Consider the following 17,418-nt stretch of genomic DNA (forward strand, 5'->3'; position numbering starts at 1 on the left):
CCTATGCCATCATTTGGTCTCCGCCATACCAAGGAATTTCCTCTCTAGAATACTTGACCAGTCAAATTTTGCTATACTATATAGGACAGCAAGAACAAGAAGCACACCTACCAGCTCAACTAGTTGAGATACCAAACTAGGTGAAGAATTCTGAAACACAAGCGTGCTTACCCATTCCAGTCCAAGGCGGCCAGCCCAAGCGATACCTGCTAAGAACATCGATTTTCCAACGAATCCTGGGACAACCACTTTCCACCATGGATATTTCGCCGTTCCCAGAGGTACTACGAGCACATCATCAGGCAATGGTGTGACTGCAAGAAACCATATCAGAACGGGTGTTAACCGCGGATGAGATGTGATGAGATTCGAGAATGATTCTTGTTTTTCTTGATCTATGAGCCTTCCGCTGAAGTAACCTATCGTATATCCGGTCATCTCCCCCAATTGGGCTCCTAGTCCTGCTGCTAAGCCAAGCACCCATGGATTGAATACAAATGTACCAGCAATGGTGTCTTTCAGACCTCCTTGTATGAACGGAACAACTAGGTAGGGAATTGGAAAGAGAATTGTGGCATTTCCAATGAAGGAAACCAGTAAAGATCCCACATATCCCATCACTGAGGCGACATCCAGTAACCATTCATAGACCAATACAAAGGCTGTTGCAAAAGAATGGGACAGCATTGCAAGTAGATAGTACACGACCACCAAGCCCGAAAGAGATAGGAAAACAACATCGATGCGCTTCATCCTTCACTGTCCCAGCTATTTCGCGCCACAGAGGCTTTTATCAAGTTTATCTTCAACTGAAAAGTTGAGCGGAGGAGGACCGTACTTCCCTCTTGTAACATGCTTAAGTGGTTCAATCGGTAATAGAAGAACAGTGGCAGCTCATGGTAGTAGAGTTTCCGTATGGCGATGGTTCTCTTGGTCTGGCCGATTATCAAGATCTCAAGTGTGAGGTTGTTTATCCAACAGGAGTTGCCGCCATTGATACTAGTACTGAATTTCAGAACATATTATCCAAACAAAATCCTGTCAGGAGCATCGGCCATTTCATTCGTGATGCTGAATCAGCAGCAATATCAATCGAAACGCGATATTTGAGTTCCATAATCCAACCGATGCTAACCGAGTTGCTGAATCATATTGTTGCCGGAGGTATCTCTAGTGAAAACATTACTATTCTTTTCAATGAACAGGACAAAAACTGCTCACAGTTAGACGTCTCATCACTTCAAACGGATTCACCTTTTGATAGCTGTAACCTTTGCATTCATAATCCATTTGATGATTCTCGAGTGGTATGGGTTGGAGAAACAACCGCCTCAAACGGAGTACTGTTGTGCGAAAGTTATGTTAGAGCTGATTTTCGGGTGGGTATGGGTGCTATTGCCCCCGATGGTTTTATTGGTGCGACGGGAGGCGGCACGGCCGTTCTTCCTAATATTGCAAGCCGGGAGACCATAATACGAAATCATAAGCTTCGTTTGCAGAATGATCCAAGATTCTTCGACATTACACAGCCTGCTGCTGAAGATATAGCAGAAGCCGCTCGTCTAGGTGGATTGGATTATGTATTCAATTGCGTCATCGGTGGTAGCGGCACTCCAGCATCGATTGTGGCAGGTTCGTTTCCTGAGGCATGGATGGAAGGAGTACACACTAGTGAACGTTTGACCATAAAAGATACACCTCATAGTGCATCCATTGTTGTGATTGGCGGCGGCGGTCACCCCTTTGACAGTACAATATATGACACAGTCGACTGCCTAATAGCCGCGGAAAAGGTAACACAGCATGGAGGAACAATCGTTCTTGTTGCTCAATGTAGTGACGGACTGGGGCCAGCTGGACTTGGAATCGGTATGACTGAAGAATCGGGGTCTTTGGTTGCCGGGTCGTTGACGAATGCAGACTTTCTAATTGGCATGGAGAAAGCCCGTATTCTTCGACGTATTCTTGAAACCAGGAATCTGATTGTCGTAGGAGAGTTACAGAAAAACTTGGTTGAAGAAGTACTGAAAGGAAGGAAAGCTGCTGATTTGCCTGATGCTATTGATATGGCCTTAGCCAATCATCCGTCATATCCGAGAGTTGTAATCATTCCTGATGGACGTTTCATCTCGTTCAGTTAGAGAATATTCGAATGTAAACGAATTACAGGATCTAGTTGCTTCAATTCCCATCATGATCGAACATTGCATCTACTGCAGATATAGCATCACGGGCTTCTTGTTGAGTGAATTCCTTTAGCTCGCCCGACTTGGCTATTCTGATTGTCACTACCGCCTTGTCATCTCGTGGTTTCATCTCCCAAGTGAGCTCAAAATTCGGTTGCTCTTCCGCAAATCTCTGCAGCATTTCAAGCCATGCTTTCTTAACGTCCGAGAGGTCAGCGTACATGAATTTGATGAGGGGAGTAGTGATCTCAACCCTCAGAATCTTGCCGGCTTCAAAGTAATAATTCTCGATATCCCATGCGCTAGTTGACAATTTCATAGCACCCTCGAATCGGTTCAGTGCCTACTATCGTGTTCAAGTAAGGGCTTGTTGCCTGATTGATAAGTCTTCTTGGCTCTAAGTAAGTCCCTCAGCAATGTAGACGGTGGTAGTGAGTTTACTCCTGCTGTCTCTCTTCTGAACCCTCTTTCTCCTTCCTCTTCTTTTCCTCTAGGAGGTGTCGTTCCACTTCCTTCAAGAAGGCATAGGTTTTGTCCTCGGGTTCTTCCTCTTTTTCAGTTTCAACGGTGTCTTCAGATTCCTCTGCTTCTTGAATAACAACATCTTCCGTCTCGGCCTGCTTTTGAGTATCGGTCACTCTCTCTTGACGCGCTTCTTCTTCAGGTTGTTCGGCTTCTTGTGTGGATTCAACATTGTCTTCTTCACGGACAGGTTCTATACCTTGTCCTTCAACGCCGGATAATCCCAGCCCACGACGTGTCATGAGGGTCTGTACGCTTATTGGTTCAATAGCGCCTTCTTCCTGTAATGTTAACAACCTCTCCAGTGTTTCTGCTTCTGTTTCGCCCAACTGTTGAGCTAGAGGAGCCAGAACTTCATCTATGCGGAATTCTTCTTTTTCGTCAAGGCTATCCTGGAGGAATCTCAGAACCGTTTTATCCTCCTTTCGGATGCGCTTTTCGTCAGCAATCTTCTGAGGAAGGAGCCAGTAGTAATCCAGAGTTGAGAGGAGATTAGATAGCACCCATTCAGGGTCAAAGCACTCTACACGACCCATCCAGTCTTCCAAATCACCTTCGTATTGACTTTCGAACATCTCTACAAAGAACTCGAGGCGGCGCTTAAGATTCGAGCTCATCTCTGATTCAAGTATGAGCATACCAATCAAATAGCGACCACTGTAGCTATTGAGCCTGAGTCCATGATAATGTATTTCCTCAAGTGTTCCCTTTACGCTACCCTCACCTGTAATTTCACCATACACACTAGTGATAGCGGAAATAAACCCGCTGATCAAATCTGGCTCGATATGTTTCTCTGTGAATGGAAAGTAGATAACACATGTGCCATGTTCTATATAAATTGCCATGAAGTGCTGCAGGGTTGAAAGCTCTCTGAATTGTTCAAGCTGTCTCTGTAAAGACTTGCGCCCTGCTTCCCTTCGCGGTTTGATTACCTTGGTATAGGCTATGGCGCCTACGAGAGCCACTAGTGCCACAAGTATGGCCAGCTGAGCCTGTGGTGTTCGAACTGTGCTGATGAGGACTTCGATAAGACTTGGAGCCGGCCTTACTTCTATTGTAAGAACTTCTGTTTCAGCCGGCCATTCTGACTCAGATCCCTCATACCGTGCCCAGACTTCTAGAGCATTCGTCTCAGAAGGTATATCAAAACCGGCATTTGCAATTCCTTCATCGTTAGTCACAGCGGTAGTGGTTTCAACAGATGCACCATTTGTCCCTGCCATTCTTACATGGAATACTATTGTTTTTCCTGGTAATGGTTCACCATTGCTGTCTTGCAGTACAGCTCGAATTGCAAGTGCTGAGCCCTCTGTTACGACTGTTGTTTGAGAAACGAGTTCCGCAGCTAGTGCGTATTCCGCCTTTGGCAGCACCTGTAGCGATATCTCGTCTTCTACCACTTGGCAGTCAGTTGCAGTTCCTCTAAGGGCCACAGTATAATCAGCAGGACTTATTGTAGAATTTAGCCAGATACTGGCTCTGTATGATTCGCTGGTTCTATCGTAGTCCAGTGCATATGTCGTTCCCGCAATTGTTAGATTCACCTGCGCGAAGTCGATCAATTCGACATGATAGGTCTCATTAACACGTACTGAAACCTGCATAGTCTCGTTCTCGTAGATTTCCATATCCTGATCGAAAATGAGTGAGAGTGGGAGTGGCCTGACCTCGATGGTGGGGGTCTCCAACACGGAATCATAACCTGGTGTTGAGAATGTAATTGTCAGAGAATAATCATCTACATGAAGACTGGTGGAGTTAATCGTTAGCGAGTAGGTAAGGTTCGCATTTTCTACAATTTCATATGGTCCTGCCCATCCAACTGATGGACTAGAATCTTCAATGCGTGTCGATGTTCTGCTATCCAAGTACTCTACCTTCAGTACGATTGAATCATTGACATACAACCATGTGCTACCTTCGATTTCAATTGTCGTAGGAATAGATGAAACCTGAACTTGGAATGCTTCTTCTTTCGAAACAAAGCCATATGCTGAGACACTTACTTCACAGTTGTGAATACCTACTTCGAGCAACGTAGCATTGAGTGTTGTTTCCCAATACGTCCCTGTCCACGATGCAGAATGCTCCTCACCATTTACCAAGAAGGTGAGATTCGCAGGGCTGATAGCGGAAGAGTTACTCATCAAATACTCGATGGTAACATCAACGGTTTCATCATAATAGACTTCGAGACCTGTATCATTCACTCGCAAGGTCGTACTTGCTTCAATCACATTCAAGAAAAGATCGATTTCCTGTAATGCATAGCCATACCTGTTTACATACAGAGTCATGGTGTTGTTTTCGACTTCCAGCTTCGGACCTATCGTAACGCTGTAATTTCCTTGTGACACATGCTGACCTAGGTAGGTTTCTGAGTCTACAGTAATCTCTATACTGCCATCTGTTATTGGTGTTCCATTTGAAGCATAGAATTCAACATAGAGATTTATGGGTGTTATGTAGTCGGTTGTATTTGAGGTCCAAGAAGGCAAAACACTTGGAGTGTCTTCATATACCGTAAGGTAGGATTGATCTTGTTTTGTTTCATATCCTGTTTTGTTTGCAACGATGGTTGCATTCCAAGTTCCTAGCGTTATTTCAGGAGCTGGAATCGTCGCACTATACTTCTGAATGGATTCATTGAAAGGAATGTCACAGAATAACGTATCATTGAGAATTAGGCAAACTGTAGCATTCTCTATTGGTGTATTGTTGTAGTTATATGTCACATTGACAGATATTGATTCTATGTAACTGATATTCTGACTTGTAGGATTCCAGAATACTTGGAAAGCATTCGGTGCAAGGGTAATGTTGACACCTGATGTTATGTGCGAGCTCGATTCATAGCCATATCGCCATGCACTAATTGTCGCATTGTATATATCCGCAGGAAAGTCACCGCCTGGAATATCTGTAACCCAGTGGGAGCTATTCCAAAGCAAATCATACGTTGTACTCTCCATTGTGACATTTACCGTTGCATCATCTGGAACATCGAGCCCTCCGTAGGTGTATTTCACAGACAGGTTGAAAAACTGAGTCGTATCGATTGTAACATTGCTGGGATTCCAGCTCACATGGATCTCGGTGGGTTCTGGATTGATTACCAGATTCGAGGGTGTTCCCGATTCGGATTCGTAGTTCGATTTGGATGCTTCAACGGTTAGACTGAATGTTCCTAGGCCAATTTCTTCGTCAGTACCGTTGAAAATCAACTCATAGAATCCGCTTGTGCTATTCCACGTTAGATTCCATGTATTTGAAGCAATTGTTACGTTAATCCAGGCATTGTGAATGGCTGAACCATTTGCAATGGTGTAATTCGCTCTAAGAGTGGTGCTCTGTGTGTACGTTATCGTGTTCGTATTGAACCATTCTAGCTCAAGGAAGGTTGGTTCCTCTCTCAGAACGAGGTCATAGGTAGTATTCGTTTTGCCATCATAGCCATATTTCCAAGCTGAGATTGTAACAGCATGCGTTCCAAGCCCCGGTGGATCATCAGTCCCATTCAGGACCACATCATACATTGAGCTTGAGCTATTCCATGTGAGGGCAATTTCGAGGCCCCCAGCAGTGATGTTTACTTCTGCATCTAGTACTGCCGATCCATTACTCATTGTATACTTTGCAGACAATCTTGTTGTTTGAAGATAGGTGATATTGTACCCATTAGACCAGAATATCTCTAGCGTAGTGCTTTCTATGGTAATTGTCAGACTTTCGGTTGAGTTGGTCTGCTGCTCATATCCGGTTCTACCTGCTTTGATATCCAGGGAATGGGTACCAAATCCCGGCGGATCGTTGGTACCGTTGAATCTGAGCTCGTAGAATTCGCTTACTTCGTTGTACGAAAGGTTCCACGTGTTTGAGTCTATCGTGACATTCACTATCGCATCTGTCACCGCTGTTCCGTTGGAGAGTGAGTAGTTTACCAACAGTGTGGTCTGTTCTACATAGGTGATACTATTTCCATCAGACCAACCGACCGTGAGCGGCTCAGTATCATGGATGAGTTCAACCGAAATGATGAGACTTTGGTTTTCTATGGCAAATCCTTCGCCAAATACCTCTATTGTATGACTGCCTGGACTTCTCCCTACTGTATCCACGTTGGCAGTCCATGTTCCATTGTTTTGGTCTGTCATGGTCTGGTTGGCTTCGCCATCAAAGGAATAGACAACGTTGGCAAATGAATTATTCAATCCGACATCGTTGAATGTATCATTGAAATGGACTCTTATCGGGAAGCTGCTTTCGGTGTATGCGTCTATAGAGTATTGGTCTGCATCCAGAGAGGTGGGATAGAAGACAACTATTTCCTTTGTGAGATAACCCGCCTCTGTCCCGTTTGTCCAATATACTTCTAGGGTATATGTTCCATTGTCTTGTGTTTCTGCATTGATATCCCACAAGTAGTACGTTTTGCCATCAACGACGTTTTGATTGCTTGGTGGCCAGGTTGTCTCACCTTCGTGTAAGACCGTCAGGTTGGTCGAACCAGTATTTGCAGGATTCCCAGATTCGTCTGAGATGCTGGTGTTGATCTCCATATCCACCAAGATACTTGCTTCTCGCTGCAACTCTGAATTGTCCGATGAATCGTAGGTATTTATCGAATCAATATAATTTGGTGCCGTCAAGGTCAGAGTCCATGTTCCATTCGTCATGTTAGCGCAGGTTACAACTTCACTATATGCTGTGAAATTATCATGATTAGTTTGAGAAGAACCATTGTAGAGAGCACTTGGTGACCAGTCATTCATTATTGATATGTTCACAAACTTGCCTGTTGTATCGCTATATTCAGGATAACTTAGCGATGTAGTCACATTCCAATCTGTTGCTGAGCCTGATGAATCGACTTCCCAGATACTCGCCAATTTGGATTCTCTTTTGTACCATAAGGTAAGATTGTGCTCTATATATGCCGATTGATTCGAATTGAATTCTATTCTGGTGATGTTCTTATCATTCTCGAATATCCATTTGGTGCCAGACAACGAAGTTTTGTTTCCTTTCAGCAGAATTTCTTCAGCTTGGAATTGAAGAACAGAGTTTGTTGAGGTATTCCATGGCAAGTAAGTATAGTTGAGCAAAGCCTCATATTCAAGATTGGAGCCCCAGTCCGAAAAATCTGTTCTGTACCAATAGCTAGAGTAATCCCCATAATTCTCCTCGGTATACCAGTAAATTTTTGGGTAATTAGAAGAATATTCTGATAATGATCTCCCATCCATTACAACATGATACTCGTGCCCCTTATCTAGAACCGCTGTAGTGGTGACATTGTACCAAGTTTTTACGCCTGTGATGCCAGGCATATCATCAGACGAAGTAACAGTACTAGATGAATTATCATAATCCTTTCTCACTTCTAGATACAAGTTCCCATAATTCGAAAGCGGTTCACCCCAGAGATTCATCCAGGTATAAATGGAATAATTGAGAAGTCGCCCCTCTTGTGTGAGATTGAAACCCTGTGCAAGCTGGTTAGTTTTTGCCCCGCCGGATTCCTCTATATTGAATCCTGTTGCGGGGCTTGAGCTTGAACCAGCGACGGCTCTCTCAGGACCTGCATATATATTCTCCACGTTCAGGTCAGCATGATGAAGAGTCCATCCGGGGACATGATACTGCGAAATATCAATCGAACCATTGTGTGCGTCAGGATTTGCATAGGTATTCAGAATGCTCGTGTTCAAACCGGTGATGGTCCTTGACATGAACATTGTTCCGTTTCTGTCATTCCCACTATCGCTAACTGAGGATTGAATATGCTGTAAGGATGCATCTTGATTTAGTGCATGAGTCTTGTCGTTATCTCCATGTATTGGCTTTTGGGTTGGCGTGACCAATAATAGCATGACGAGCAGGACAAAAATGGTTGTTCCAAGCTTTTTCATTGCCTATCCCTTTTCTGACGAGTATCATTCCGAAGTTTCTGCTAAGCTGGTCTACTTATGAAACGGATGGAGTGCCTGCATGGATTCTTTTGATTGTTCGGTTATTAGAGCTCCTTGTATGTCTTACACAAGCTGTAATCATCACAATCCTTGTTTCTATGCACAGTGACACCCGTTGCATATGGGCGACGAATCAACACCGGCTCGATGTAAAGATTCTGCTCTTATGTCCCTATGGGGACATTTTTGAATTCCCGAGACTTAAAGCTATCCTAATCTGTACCTTTCGAAAAAAAGACAAGTCGCATTTTTAGCTCGGAGTAGTCTTTTTTCGGGAGGTGACCGCGACAAAGATGTCTCGTTTACGTATAGTACGACGGTCGTGAGTCTTCAGGCTGCTGCGGTTTCACACCTGGGTGGCCTGTAATCTCATTAAGAATCGCGATAACCATCTCGACAGAACCATGGAGAGCACTCATGGTTTCCCACAGGCGATCATCACTGAACGAATCATCGTATATGCGATCGGAGACGACAAAACCCGGTCCTGGCGGCTGTTTCCCTTTCTGATTTGGCTGTGGTTTCACGAAACCGAGGCGGACGCGGCTTCCGAAGCTGAACTTCATGGCTTTCATCTGGAACTTCTGCATCTTCTCAGAATTCAGTTTCTTGAGATGCTGTGGAGATATCATAACCTGTGATTCAACCTGCAGGTAGTTGGAATCATTGGGCCTGACAACGGTGAAATAGAACCGCTGGAATTTCACCTTGAATAAAAACTCCGCACGCGGGTTCTTGATGCTTTCTACCTTGACGCCTTCTTTTGAGAACCAGTCGCGCACAGCCTTCTTGATTTCATCAGTTGGTTTCTTCATTGTCATATCTCCGATGTATTTGAAGATGGTTCGAGTGCTCACTTAACGCTTGTGTTGTCCGTTTTCATAGTACCATTGCACAGAATCGTAGGCTTCCTCGACTCTGTCTGCATAGCACGTAATTTGCTTTCGAACAGCGCTGATTGCTGAGGTTTCACAGACCTTAGTAACTATCCCGGGTTCCGAGTTGGGATGATTGAGTCTGACGCCCCATGGATCAATGATTTGACTGTGACCGAAATACGTCTTGTCATCAAAAGCTGGTCCAACTCGGTTCACTGCAGCTACATAGACTTGATTCTCTATTGCTCGGGCACGAACCAGATTATCCCAGTGTTCGCTTCGTGGATCGGGAAAAGATGCCGGAATGATAAGCAGCTGTGCACCTTCTAGAGCGAGCGTGCGGCTGATTTCTGGGAATCTAACGTCGTAGCATATTTGTGCTCCAACTTTCAGCCCCTGTATGTCTAACATAACCATCTGTTTTCCACCCTCGAAAACATCTTTTTCGGCTTGGAATGGATGTATTTTGCGATAGGTTCCAACGATTTCGCCCTCGGGAGAACTCATGACAAGCGTGTTGAAGTATTTCCCCTCCACTTCTGCATTTTCAATACCTGTTCCAATGACATAGGCGGAGTGTTTCCGGGCGGTTCTGACGATAAACTCTGAGGTCTCTCCCGGCACCCCAGCTCCTTGCCTGAAATACTGGTCATAATCGAAACCTATTGCGAAGAGCTCAGGAAGCATGATGATATCGAGCACCTCACTGGGTTCATACGTAGCCAGCATCTCCTTGACGTACCCCAAGTTGTGTTTTCTATTACCATCCATGCATGGCATTTGAAAAAGCGAAATCCTGAATTCCATCTATGATTACCTACCTTCTTGAGGTTTGTGCGAACTGAAAATCACACAAGATTGGGGTGATAAGAACAGAGAGCTATCATAAGAATTATTATCCTGCAAAGGAGGGTGTCAAGTAAACGGGCTCCTAATGGGACGTGTTTCTAATTGGCTAATGAAGTTGATACAAACCCAGAAACAAGGGCCGATATGCCGAAAACCCCGTACTCCGCACCTTGCGAGGGTTCTATGGGGAAAACAGGCAGTTGGAGAACTTTCGACCCTGTTGTTGACTATAACGAATGCATCAAATGTCGGACGTGTTGGCTCTACTGTCCAGAAGCTTGCATCACTCTAGATGAGGATGGCACACCTCACATAGACCTAGAGTACTGCAAGGGCTGTGGAATTTGTGCTCAAGTGTGTCCGAAGGAATGCATAGAGATGGAACGCAAGATGGAACTAGAGGAGGCTGACATGTAGTGGAAACCAAGATTATGAGTGCGAACTACGCTGCTGCACGAGCAGTTATGTCCGCACGAGTTGAAGTTGTAGCTGCGTATCCGATAACTCCTGCGACCACCGTTCCTGAACAAATAGCACTCCTCAATGAACGAGGAGATTGGCCTGGCGAATTCATCCGTGTGGAATCAGAGCATTCCGCAATGTTTGCCTGTATTGGTGCTAGTGCGACGGGGGCTCGCGCCTTCACTGCAACAGCCTCAAATGGCCTACTTCTGATGGACGAGGCTCTTCACTGGGCAGCTGGTGCTAGGTTACCAATTGTTTTGGCGAACCTCAACCGCTCTGTTTCGCCTTCATGGAACATTCATGCCACACATGACGATGCCTTTAGCAAGCGCGATACTGGCTGGATTCAGTTCCACGTTGCATCAGTTGATGAATACTATCACACAATCATTCAGGCATTCAAACTTGCAGAAGATGAACGCGTTTTGATGCCTGTGATGGTGAACGGTGATGCTTTTGTTCTAAGCCATACTCTGGCACCGTACGATTATCTCGATCCAGAAGAGGTGGACGAGTTCCTTCCCCCGTATAGCCCACCTCACTGGAAGATGGATCCTGACCATCCGGTATCCCATGGGAATATTGTATTTCCTGAGTATTTCCAAGAATTCCGCTATGGGATGCATGAAGGGACAAAGAATGCCGCTGAAGTCTACAAAGAAGTTGAAGAAGAGTATGAGGAACTCTTCGGGAAGAATTTCGGCGGACCCATAGATACGCACAAGTGTGATGATGCCGAGGTGGTATTCACATCACAAGGCACAATCGGTGCCGAGGCTATTGATGCTATCGATGAACTACGGGAAGAGGGCTACAAGGTAGGTAATGCTCGTATGAGAATGGTACGGCCATTCCCCGTGGAAGAGATCCGCGAACTGGCAAGCAAGGTCAAGGGCTTCGCATCCTTTGATAGAGCCGTTTCATATGGATTTGGCGGCCCTGTTGCTAATGACATTCGCGCATCGCTTTACAATACCAAACACCGACCCATGGTGAAGAGCTATATTGGCGGCCTTGGCGGAAGAGATGTCACTGTTGACGATATCAAGGAGATTGTTATTGACACTGTGGAAGCTGTTGAATCAGGGGAACTCGGTGCGGAAGAAACCTGGCACGATTTGAGGTGAAGACAATGGTAGCGATTAAAGATATGCCACTTAAGGAATACATTGAGAAGGGAAATGCTGCGTGTGCTGGCTGCCAGGATATGGTAGCATTACGACATGCTCACAAGGCATTGGAGGGTAAAGTCATACAGGTTGTTCCCGCGTGCTGTACAAGCGTAGTACAGGGCTTATGGCCGAATAGCGGTTTTGATTTTCCAACCCTCAACATAGCATTTCCGGCAGCAGCGGCTGGAGCTTCTGGTGTCAAAGCGGCGTTGCGAGCAAAAGGTGATGAAGATACAACCGTCATGGTATGGGCTGGAGACGGAGGTACTTTTGACATTGGTATCCAAGCGTTGAGCGGTGCCTTTGAACGTCGAACAGACTTCTTGTATGTCTGTTACAACAACCAGGTCTACAGCAACACCGGAACACAACGCTCTGGAGCTACACCGTTACATGCTCAAACAACAACCACTTGGTTTGGGAAAACCGAACCTGAAAAGATGTTGGATCTTGTAGTTGCGGCTCACGAACCGGCCTATCAGGCAACCGCCAATACCGCCTATCCACGAGACCTGTACGAGAAGTTCAAGAAAGCAAAAGACATCGAAGGTCCGAAGTTCATCCACGTATTCGTTCCTTGTCCGCAGGCATGGAACTATCCTGTCGCTCAAGGCGTGGAAATAGGTAAGCTCGGTGTAGAGACAGGTTACTGGATTCAATGGGAGCGATTTGGTGAGGATTTCGAAATCAATAGGATGAGCAAGAGATTTCAGAATCCTGAGAACAGGAAACCAATTGAGGAATTCCTGAAGATTCAGGGTCGATTCTCGAGACTCTTTAAACCTGAGCGTAATGAAAGGAAAATCCAAGAATTCCAGGACTACGTTCAGCATCGTTGGGATGTCTTACTGCGAACTATGACATAGAGGGGCTTTCCCCCTCCTGTCTTTCTTTTTCCTTCTATTGATACCATATTGGACTGATAAACAGTTATTTGAGTGATGATTACCCTACATTAAACTACTCAAGGTGAGCTAAGATTGCCTTTGAACAACTTTCCCAAGGTGTTGGAAATAAAAGATCCAATACATGGCTACATCGGTCTTTCTGAGGTTGAGGAAGCAATCCTAGATTTGAGGATGACCCAGCGACTCAGGAATATCAGGCGACCTGCGAGTACTAATCTTGTTTACCCTGGTGCAGCCACATCTTCAATGGGCGGTACGCTGGGGACGCTCCATGTAACTGGACTCTTCTTCGATTACCTTGGGGCGAGCCAAGAAGACATACAGAAGGCCCGGATAGCTTCCTTACTTCATAGTTTGTCGTGTGGCCCTTGGTCAAATGTGATGGATGAGTATCTCTCCAGACGCGGTACTAATCGCGTCAGACTGGCAGAGCTGATTGTCAAAGAGACCAAGCTTGGTGATATCTTAGAAGACCATGGCTACACAGCCAAAGAGGCAGTAGAGTGGCTTAGTAAAGGAGTTCCGATTAAAGGTCTTCAGCTTGATCTTGAAAGATGTCCGATTAATCCTGAGCTAATAGACCGATTGGAGCGAGATTCGTATTTCGCTGGGGTCGAATATGCTCAGATCGAACTCCAGCGTTTGTTTTCGGCAACTCGAATAGCCAAGGATACGCTCGCCATTGAACGAGGCGCGCTGTATACTCTGGAATCTTATCTGTCTGCAGGAGCGAATATGTTTGATGCTGTCTACTATCACAAAACGGTTCGAGCAGCTGAACTCATGCTCCTGCGAATCTTGAACATAGCAGGGAACGAACTTTTTGAATCTCCCCGTGATGACTTGGCCAGCTTTCTGAGATTAGATGATTTGTCTATTCGCCATATTCTCTTGCATCCACCAGATGATCCTTCAGAGGCCTATACGAGGGCTAGCGATTTGTTTCATGACTATGCCAGACGATATCTTATCAAACTCGCAAGCGAGCATGCAGTTGCTGATACTGATTTTCTCAAAAAAATCGATACTCCAGATGGTCGCCTTGCAATAGAGACCGAGATAGCGGAAGATGCAGATATTACTCCCCGAAATGTGTATTTGGATTATCCTCATCGCATTTCGGTTTGCCATCACCCGTCACGGATAGATCTTGATAACTTGGCGTTATATGAGAGAGGTTCACGAGGCTACGAATTCTGGGCTGTGACCGATATGAGCATGATAGCCCGGAGCTTCCGCAGGCTATCAAAATCAATACGTGTATACACAACTAGAGGTTATCGTTCTCGTGTCAGAAAAGCGGCTGACGAATTACTTGAGAATATTGCAAAGAGGTAGATTGGCCAATCCAATTACAACCGGGCAATTAATAAAAGAGAAGCCAAAAAATCAAGCTTGGTGTAAATTGAATGGCAAATAATGAAAACGCAGATTTCATGGACAGTCTGCAATCAGATCCAAATTTCATCTATATCCTCATAAGCGCAGCAATTTGGGTTATTGGGGCATATATGTTCATTCCTGTACTGGATACCGTCTTGACTACAATCGGCTTTGCAGCCACTTGTTTCACTACCGCTATTACTGCTCTCAAGAGGCCAACTGCTACTGCGTGGCCTGGAGTAATTGCAGGCGTAGTCATCAAGATAGTAGCTAGTCTCATCGGCTGGATTCCAATCCTCGGGTTGCTGGCACCTTTGATTTCTATTGCTGGAAGCGTTCTAATCTTGTTCTTCGTCGTTCCCTTAGCTATTCAGCAAGGAGAAGAAATACTTGGTGAGACTCTGAAGAAGTTCCAAGATACCAAGGAAGAGGCAGCTGGAGAAGAAGAAACAACAACTGAGAGCGGTACGGAGTAAATATACCGAAAACAGAAGTTGTTCATTATTCCATAACTGAGGTTTGGGAAGATTTCCTTTCTTCCTACAACCTTCTTTCTTTTTTTTGCTTTCTAGTTTGGCATACCGTCCCATTCGATGTCCGAATCTACTTCAATTCCAATATGGACTAAAACCCGGTCCACTATTGAATCGACAAGGCTTTCAATACTCTCTGGTTTGTGCCAAAAGGCAGGACTTGCCGGGAGCACAGACGATCCGGCTCGTAGAACCTTCCTCATGTTCTCAACATGTACAAGATTGTATGGTGCTTCACGAGGAACAAGAACTAGTGGTCTTTCCTCTTTCAAGCTACAATCAGCCGCTCGCAAGATAAGATTCTCTGCATATCCATTGGCGATTCCTGCAAGTGTTTTCATTGAGCATGGAACAACCGCCATTGCATCTAGCGGAAAACTTCCACTTGCTGGCCCTGCAGCCATATCTGTTTCATCATATGACTTGTCAGCTTCCTTCTCAAGTTCACTTCGCTTCATTCCCATTTCATGTTCGAGTGTTTCAGTCCCCCATGAACTGAGAATAAGATGAACTTCATGCCCCATTTTCTTCAATTTTCGAAGCAACCTAACGCCATAGATTGCTCCACTTGCACCGGTTATGCAGAGGAGTATTCTCTTCATTTCTGAACAAGCCACCTGTTAGTATATTCCGATTTTACTGATATGTTCTTGGTCAAAGCAGAAACGTCAGGAGGAGAGTAACGAGGAATGAACCTGCAGCGGCTGCGATACCTGTTCTTTTCGCAATTTCTGTGGCTTCCACTATATCTTGTGTTAGCGTATCAAAACCTTTCTCGCCAAATGTTCTCAGGTTATCGATCCTCCCAGATTCTAGAGATGCTTTGCTTGGACGTATTCTTTTGCGTGCCTCCTTGACCGCTTTGGTGGTTTCTTCTATAATTCTCTGACGCTTATACTGCCCTATTGGGGGATATCCACCACTAGAAAGTGAAATCGCATTTACAACATGTGTGTCTGTAGTTATTGGCTCAGCCTTGTCAATGTCGATATCTTTCAGAGCATCTATCATATCTTGACGCATTCTTGGAATCATATTATTGCCGTCAAGGGATATGAAGGCTGTTTCTTCTTCCTCGGTTTTCAGAAGTATCACAGAAATACCTCCTGGTCCCAAACCGTCTTTCTTTGTTATTCCGTCTGGACTTGTTTGATAGAAACCAACTTCAAAGGCTTTAGAATCTCGATTTGATTCCTCAGAAACTGCTTCCTTCACGGCCTTAACAAATTTCTCCGCTTCCGGATCTTCGGACATTACAGATACTGCATTGTCATTTATGCAATTGTGCGCATCTACAACAGCAACGCGCTCTACGCCTTCATTTGCTTCTATGGCTGCTTGATTAGCTTTCATCCCCACTTTTAGGCTGATATCATCTGTGAATTGTGGTGCGCTTGTCACAATAGCAAGTGCCTTTGGCCCGGCCATGAGTGTCCACGTTTTGAATTTCCCCCATTCTTTCCAAGATGGACCCCTAAGATCATACGACTGATGTTTGGTATCAATGAGCCTATCGAGCTCTTGAATTACCTTTTCAAAGTCTTCTTTTGTTGTCAAATTTTGATGATGAGTACAGCTCCCGTGCATGACAAAACAGGGTATGCCATATCGTTCCCTAACGTGATTGCTGATGTAAGATGGAAGTGCACTGCTTCCAAGATTGCGAAATGGGCCTGGGTGAACATAAAGAACCACACCGATACCTATCAACTCATCATCTTCTTGGAAGATTAGGACATCAAGTGGTATGTTCTGCAGTTCTGATATTTTTGTGAGCATACTTTCAAGCGGTCCCGAATCATCGGCTAGGTAATCGTATCCGAATCCCCTGAGAAGAGCCGGTCCATCGATTCCTAGGTCGCGTTCAAATGGTTTGCTGATGGAATCGTAGATGTATGCGACTGCTATTGCGATAATTGCTCCTCCGCCGAACAACATGATTGGCCAATTTGCTGGAAAAACCATCAAGTCTGCCAAAAATACACTGCCCGTTAGAAGTGTGATTATCCACAAGAGGACCGGCATGAAGGCTGCGACTGAGTTTCTTATAGTTCCATATTCGCTAAGGCCATCAACTAGGAAAATGAACATCAAATAACCCATGTTGGCACCTAGGAGCCAGAAACGGCTGACAGCTTCAATTCCAAAAAATAGACCTATAATCCTGCCAATAATCCCGAAGGAGAACCAGATTAGAACTCCAAACTGAATAACTCCTGTTGTTCGCCTTAAATCCAAAGGCGATGCTTCTTTTCGTATAAGTGCATAGAGCAAGAGCGTGCCGAGATATGCGGGGATTCCAAACACCGCTAAGTACCCTATGAGTAGCTCAAGAGGCTGACTTGTCATTCCTGAAATGAGGTCTCCTCCAACCATCGTTACCGCAGCAACAATAACCAACATTCCAATTCTTGCGAGTATACCTCTGTGAGTTGGTAATTGCCAGATTCGCGAGTACAGTCTAGTTGTTTCCTTTACTTTTGCTTTCTCGCTCAATCTGGTTCACCTTTTGATTCCTTTTCCCTAGCGGTCATGGTGTTTCTTATG

The 17,418-nt window shown here is 45.0% G+C and carries 13 protein-coding genes; 6 read left to right on the top strand and 7 right to left on the bottom strand.

The features are described from left to right. Window positions 1-9 precede the first annotated feature (9 nt). Window positions 10-753, bottom strand: a complete 744-nt coding sequence (locus GF309_09550; protein ID MBD3159020.1) for a hypothetical protein — start codon at window positions 751-753, stop codon at window positions 10-12. 143 nt (window positions 754-896) lie between these two features. On the opposite strand from GF309_09550, the gene GF309_09555 reads away from it, so the two are divergent. Further along, on the top strand, window positions 897-2,141 hold the full coding sequence (locus GF309_09555; protein ID MBD3159021.1) for a DUF2088 domain-containing protein: 1,245 nt from the start codon (window positions 897-899) through the stop codon (window positions 2,139-2,141). Between the two features lie 40 nt (window positions 2,142-2,181). Here the strand turns inward: GF309_09555 and GF309_09560 are convergent, their stop codons facing one another. From GF309_09560 to GF309_09575, 4 genes are all read right to left on the bottom strand, one after another. After that, entirely contained in the window at window positions 2,182-2,499 is a 318-nt protein-coding gene (locus GF309_09560; protein ID MBD3159022.1) for a hypothetical protein, read from the bottom strand. A 124-nt stretch (window positions 2,500-2,623) separates the two neighbouring features. Then, window positions 2,624-8,623 carry a hypothetical protein gene (locus tag GF309_09565; GenBank protein ID MBD3159023.1) on the bottom strand — a complete coding sequence of 2,000 codons (6,000 nt, stop codon included), beginning with the start codon at window positions 8,621-8,623 and terminating at the stop codon, window positions 2,624-2,626. 362 nt (window positions 8,624-8,985) lie between these two features. Then, window positions 8,986-9,504: a DUF2299 domain-containing protein gene (locus tag GF309_09570; protein ID MBD3159024.1), complete on the bottom strand. Its 519-nt coding sequence runs from the start codon at window positions 9,502-9,504 to the stop codon at window positions 8,986-8,988. 36 nt (window positions 9,505-9,540) lie between these two features. Then, the gene (locus GF309_09575) at window positions 9,541-10,368 is read right to left on the bottom strand and encodes a hypothetical protein (GenBank protein MBD3159025.1); all 828 of its coding nucleotides are present in this window, start codon (window positions 10,366-10,368) and stop codon (window positions 9,541-9,543) included. A 186-nt stretch (window positions 10,369-10,554) separates the two neighbouring features. Between GF309_09575 and GF309_09580 the strand changes: the two genes are divergently transcribed. From GF309_09580 to GF309_09600, 5 genes are all read left to right on the top strand, one after another. Next, entirely contained in the window at window positions 10,555-10,827 is a 273-nt protein-coding gene (locus GF309_09580; protein ID MBD3159026.1) for a 4Fe-4S dicluster domain-containing protein, read from the top strand. Then, on the top strand, window positions 10,827-12,002 hold the full coding sequence (porA, locus tag GF309_09585) for a pyruvate ferredoxin oxidoreductase (GenBank protein ID MBD3159027.1): 1,176 nt from the start codon (window positions 10,827-10,829) through the stop codon (window positions 12,000-12,002). The genes GF309_09580 and porA overlap by 1 nt, the downstream gene beginning before the upstream one ends. 5 nt (window positions 12,003-12,007) lie before the next feature. Then, window positions 12,008-12,913 carry a pyruvate synthase subunit beta gene (locus tag GF309_09590; protein ID MBD3159028.1) on the top strand — a complete coding sequence of 302 codons (906 nt, stop codon included), beginning with the start codon at window positions 12,008-12,010 and terminating at the stop codon, window positions 12,911-12,913. Window positions 12,914-13,027: 114 nt separating this feature from the next. Beyond that, entirely contained in the window at window positions 13,028-14,293 is a 1,266-nt protein-coding gene (locus tag GF309_09595; protein MBD3159029.1) for a hypothetical protein, read from the top strand. A gap of 71 nt (window positions 14,294-14,364) precedes the next feature. After that, complete coding sequence (locus GF309_09600) at window positions 14,365-14,814, top strand: hypothetical protein (protein MBD3159030.1); 450 nt, start codon at window positions 14,365-14,367, stop codon at window positions 14,812-14,814. A gap of 92 nt (window positions 14,815-14,906) precedes the next feature. Here the strand turns inward: GF309_09600 and GF309_09605 are convergent, their stop codons facing one another. Both GF309_09605 and GF309_09610 read right to left on the bottom strand, forming a co-directional pair. After that, window positions 14,907-15,473: a UbiX family flavin prenyltransferase gene (locus GF309_09605; GenBank protein MBD3159031.1), complete on the bottom strand. Its 567-nt coding sequence runs from the start codon at window positions 15,471-15,473 to the stop codon at window positions 14,907-14,909. A 52-nt stretch (window positions 15,474-15,525) separates the two neighbouring features. Next, window positions 15,526-17,367 carry a DUF2070 family protein gene (locus GF309_09610; protein MBD3159032.1) on the bottom strand — a complete coding sequence of 614 codons (1,842 nt, stop codon included), beginning with the start codon at window positions 17,365-17,367 and terminating at the stop codon, window positions 15,526-15,528. Between the last annotated feature and the right edge of the window lie 51 nt (window positions 17,368-17,418).

This window comes from Candidatus Lokiarchaeota archaeon (genome assembly GCA_014730275.1).
Classification (GTDB): domain Archaea; phylum Asgardarchaeota; class Thorarchaeia; order Thorarchaeales; family Thorarchaeaceae; genus WJIL01.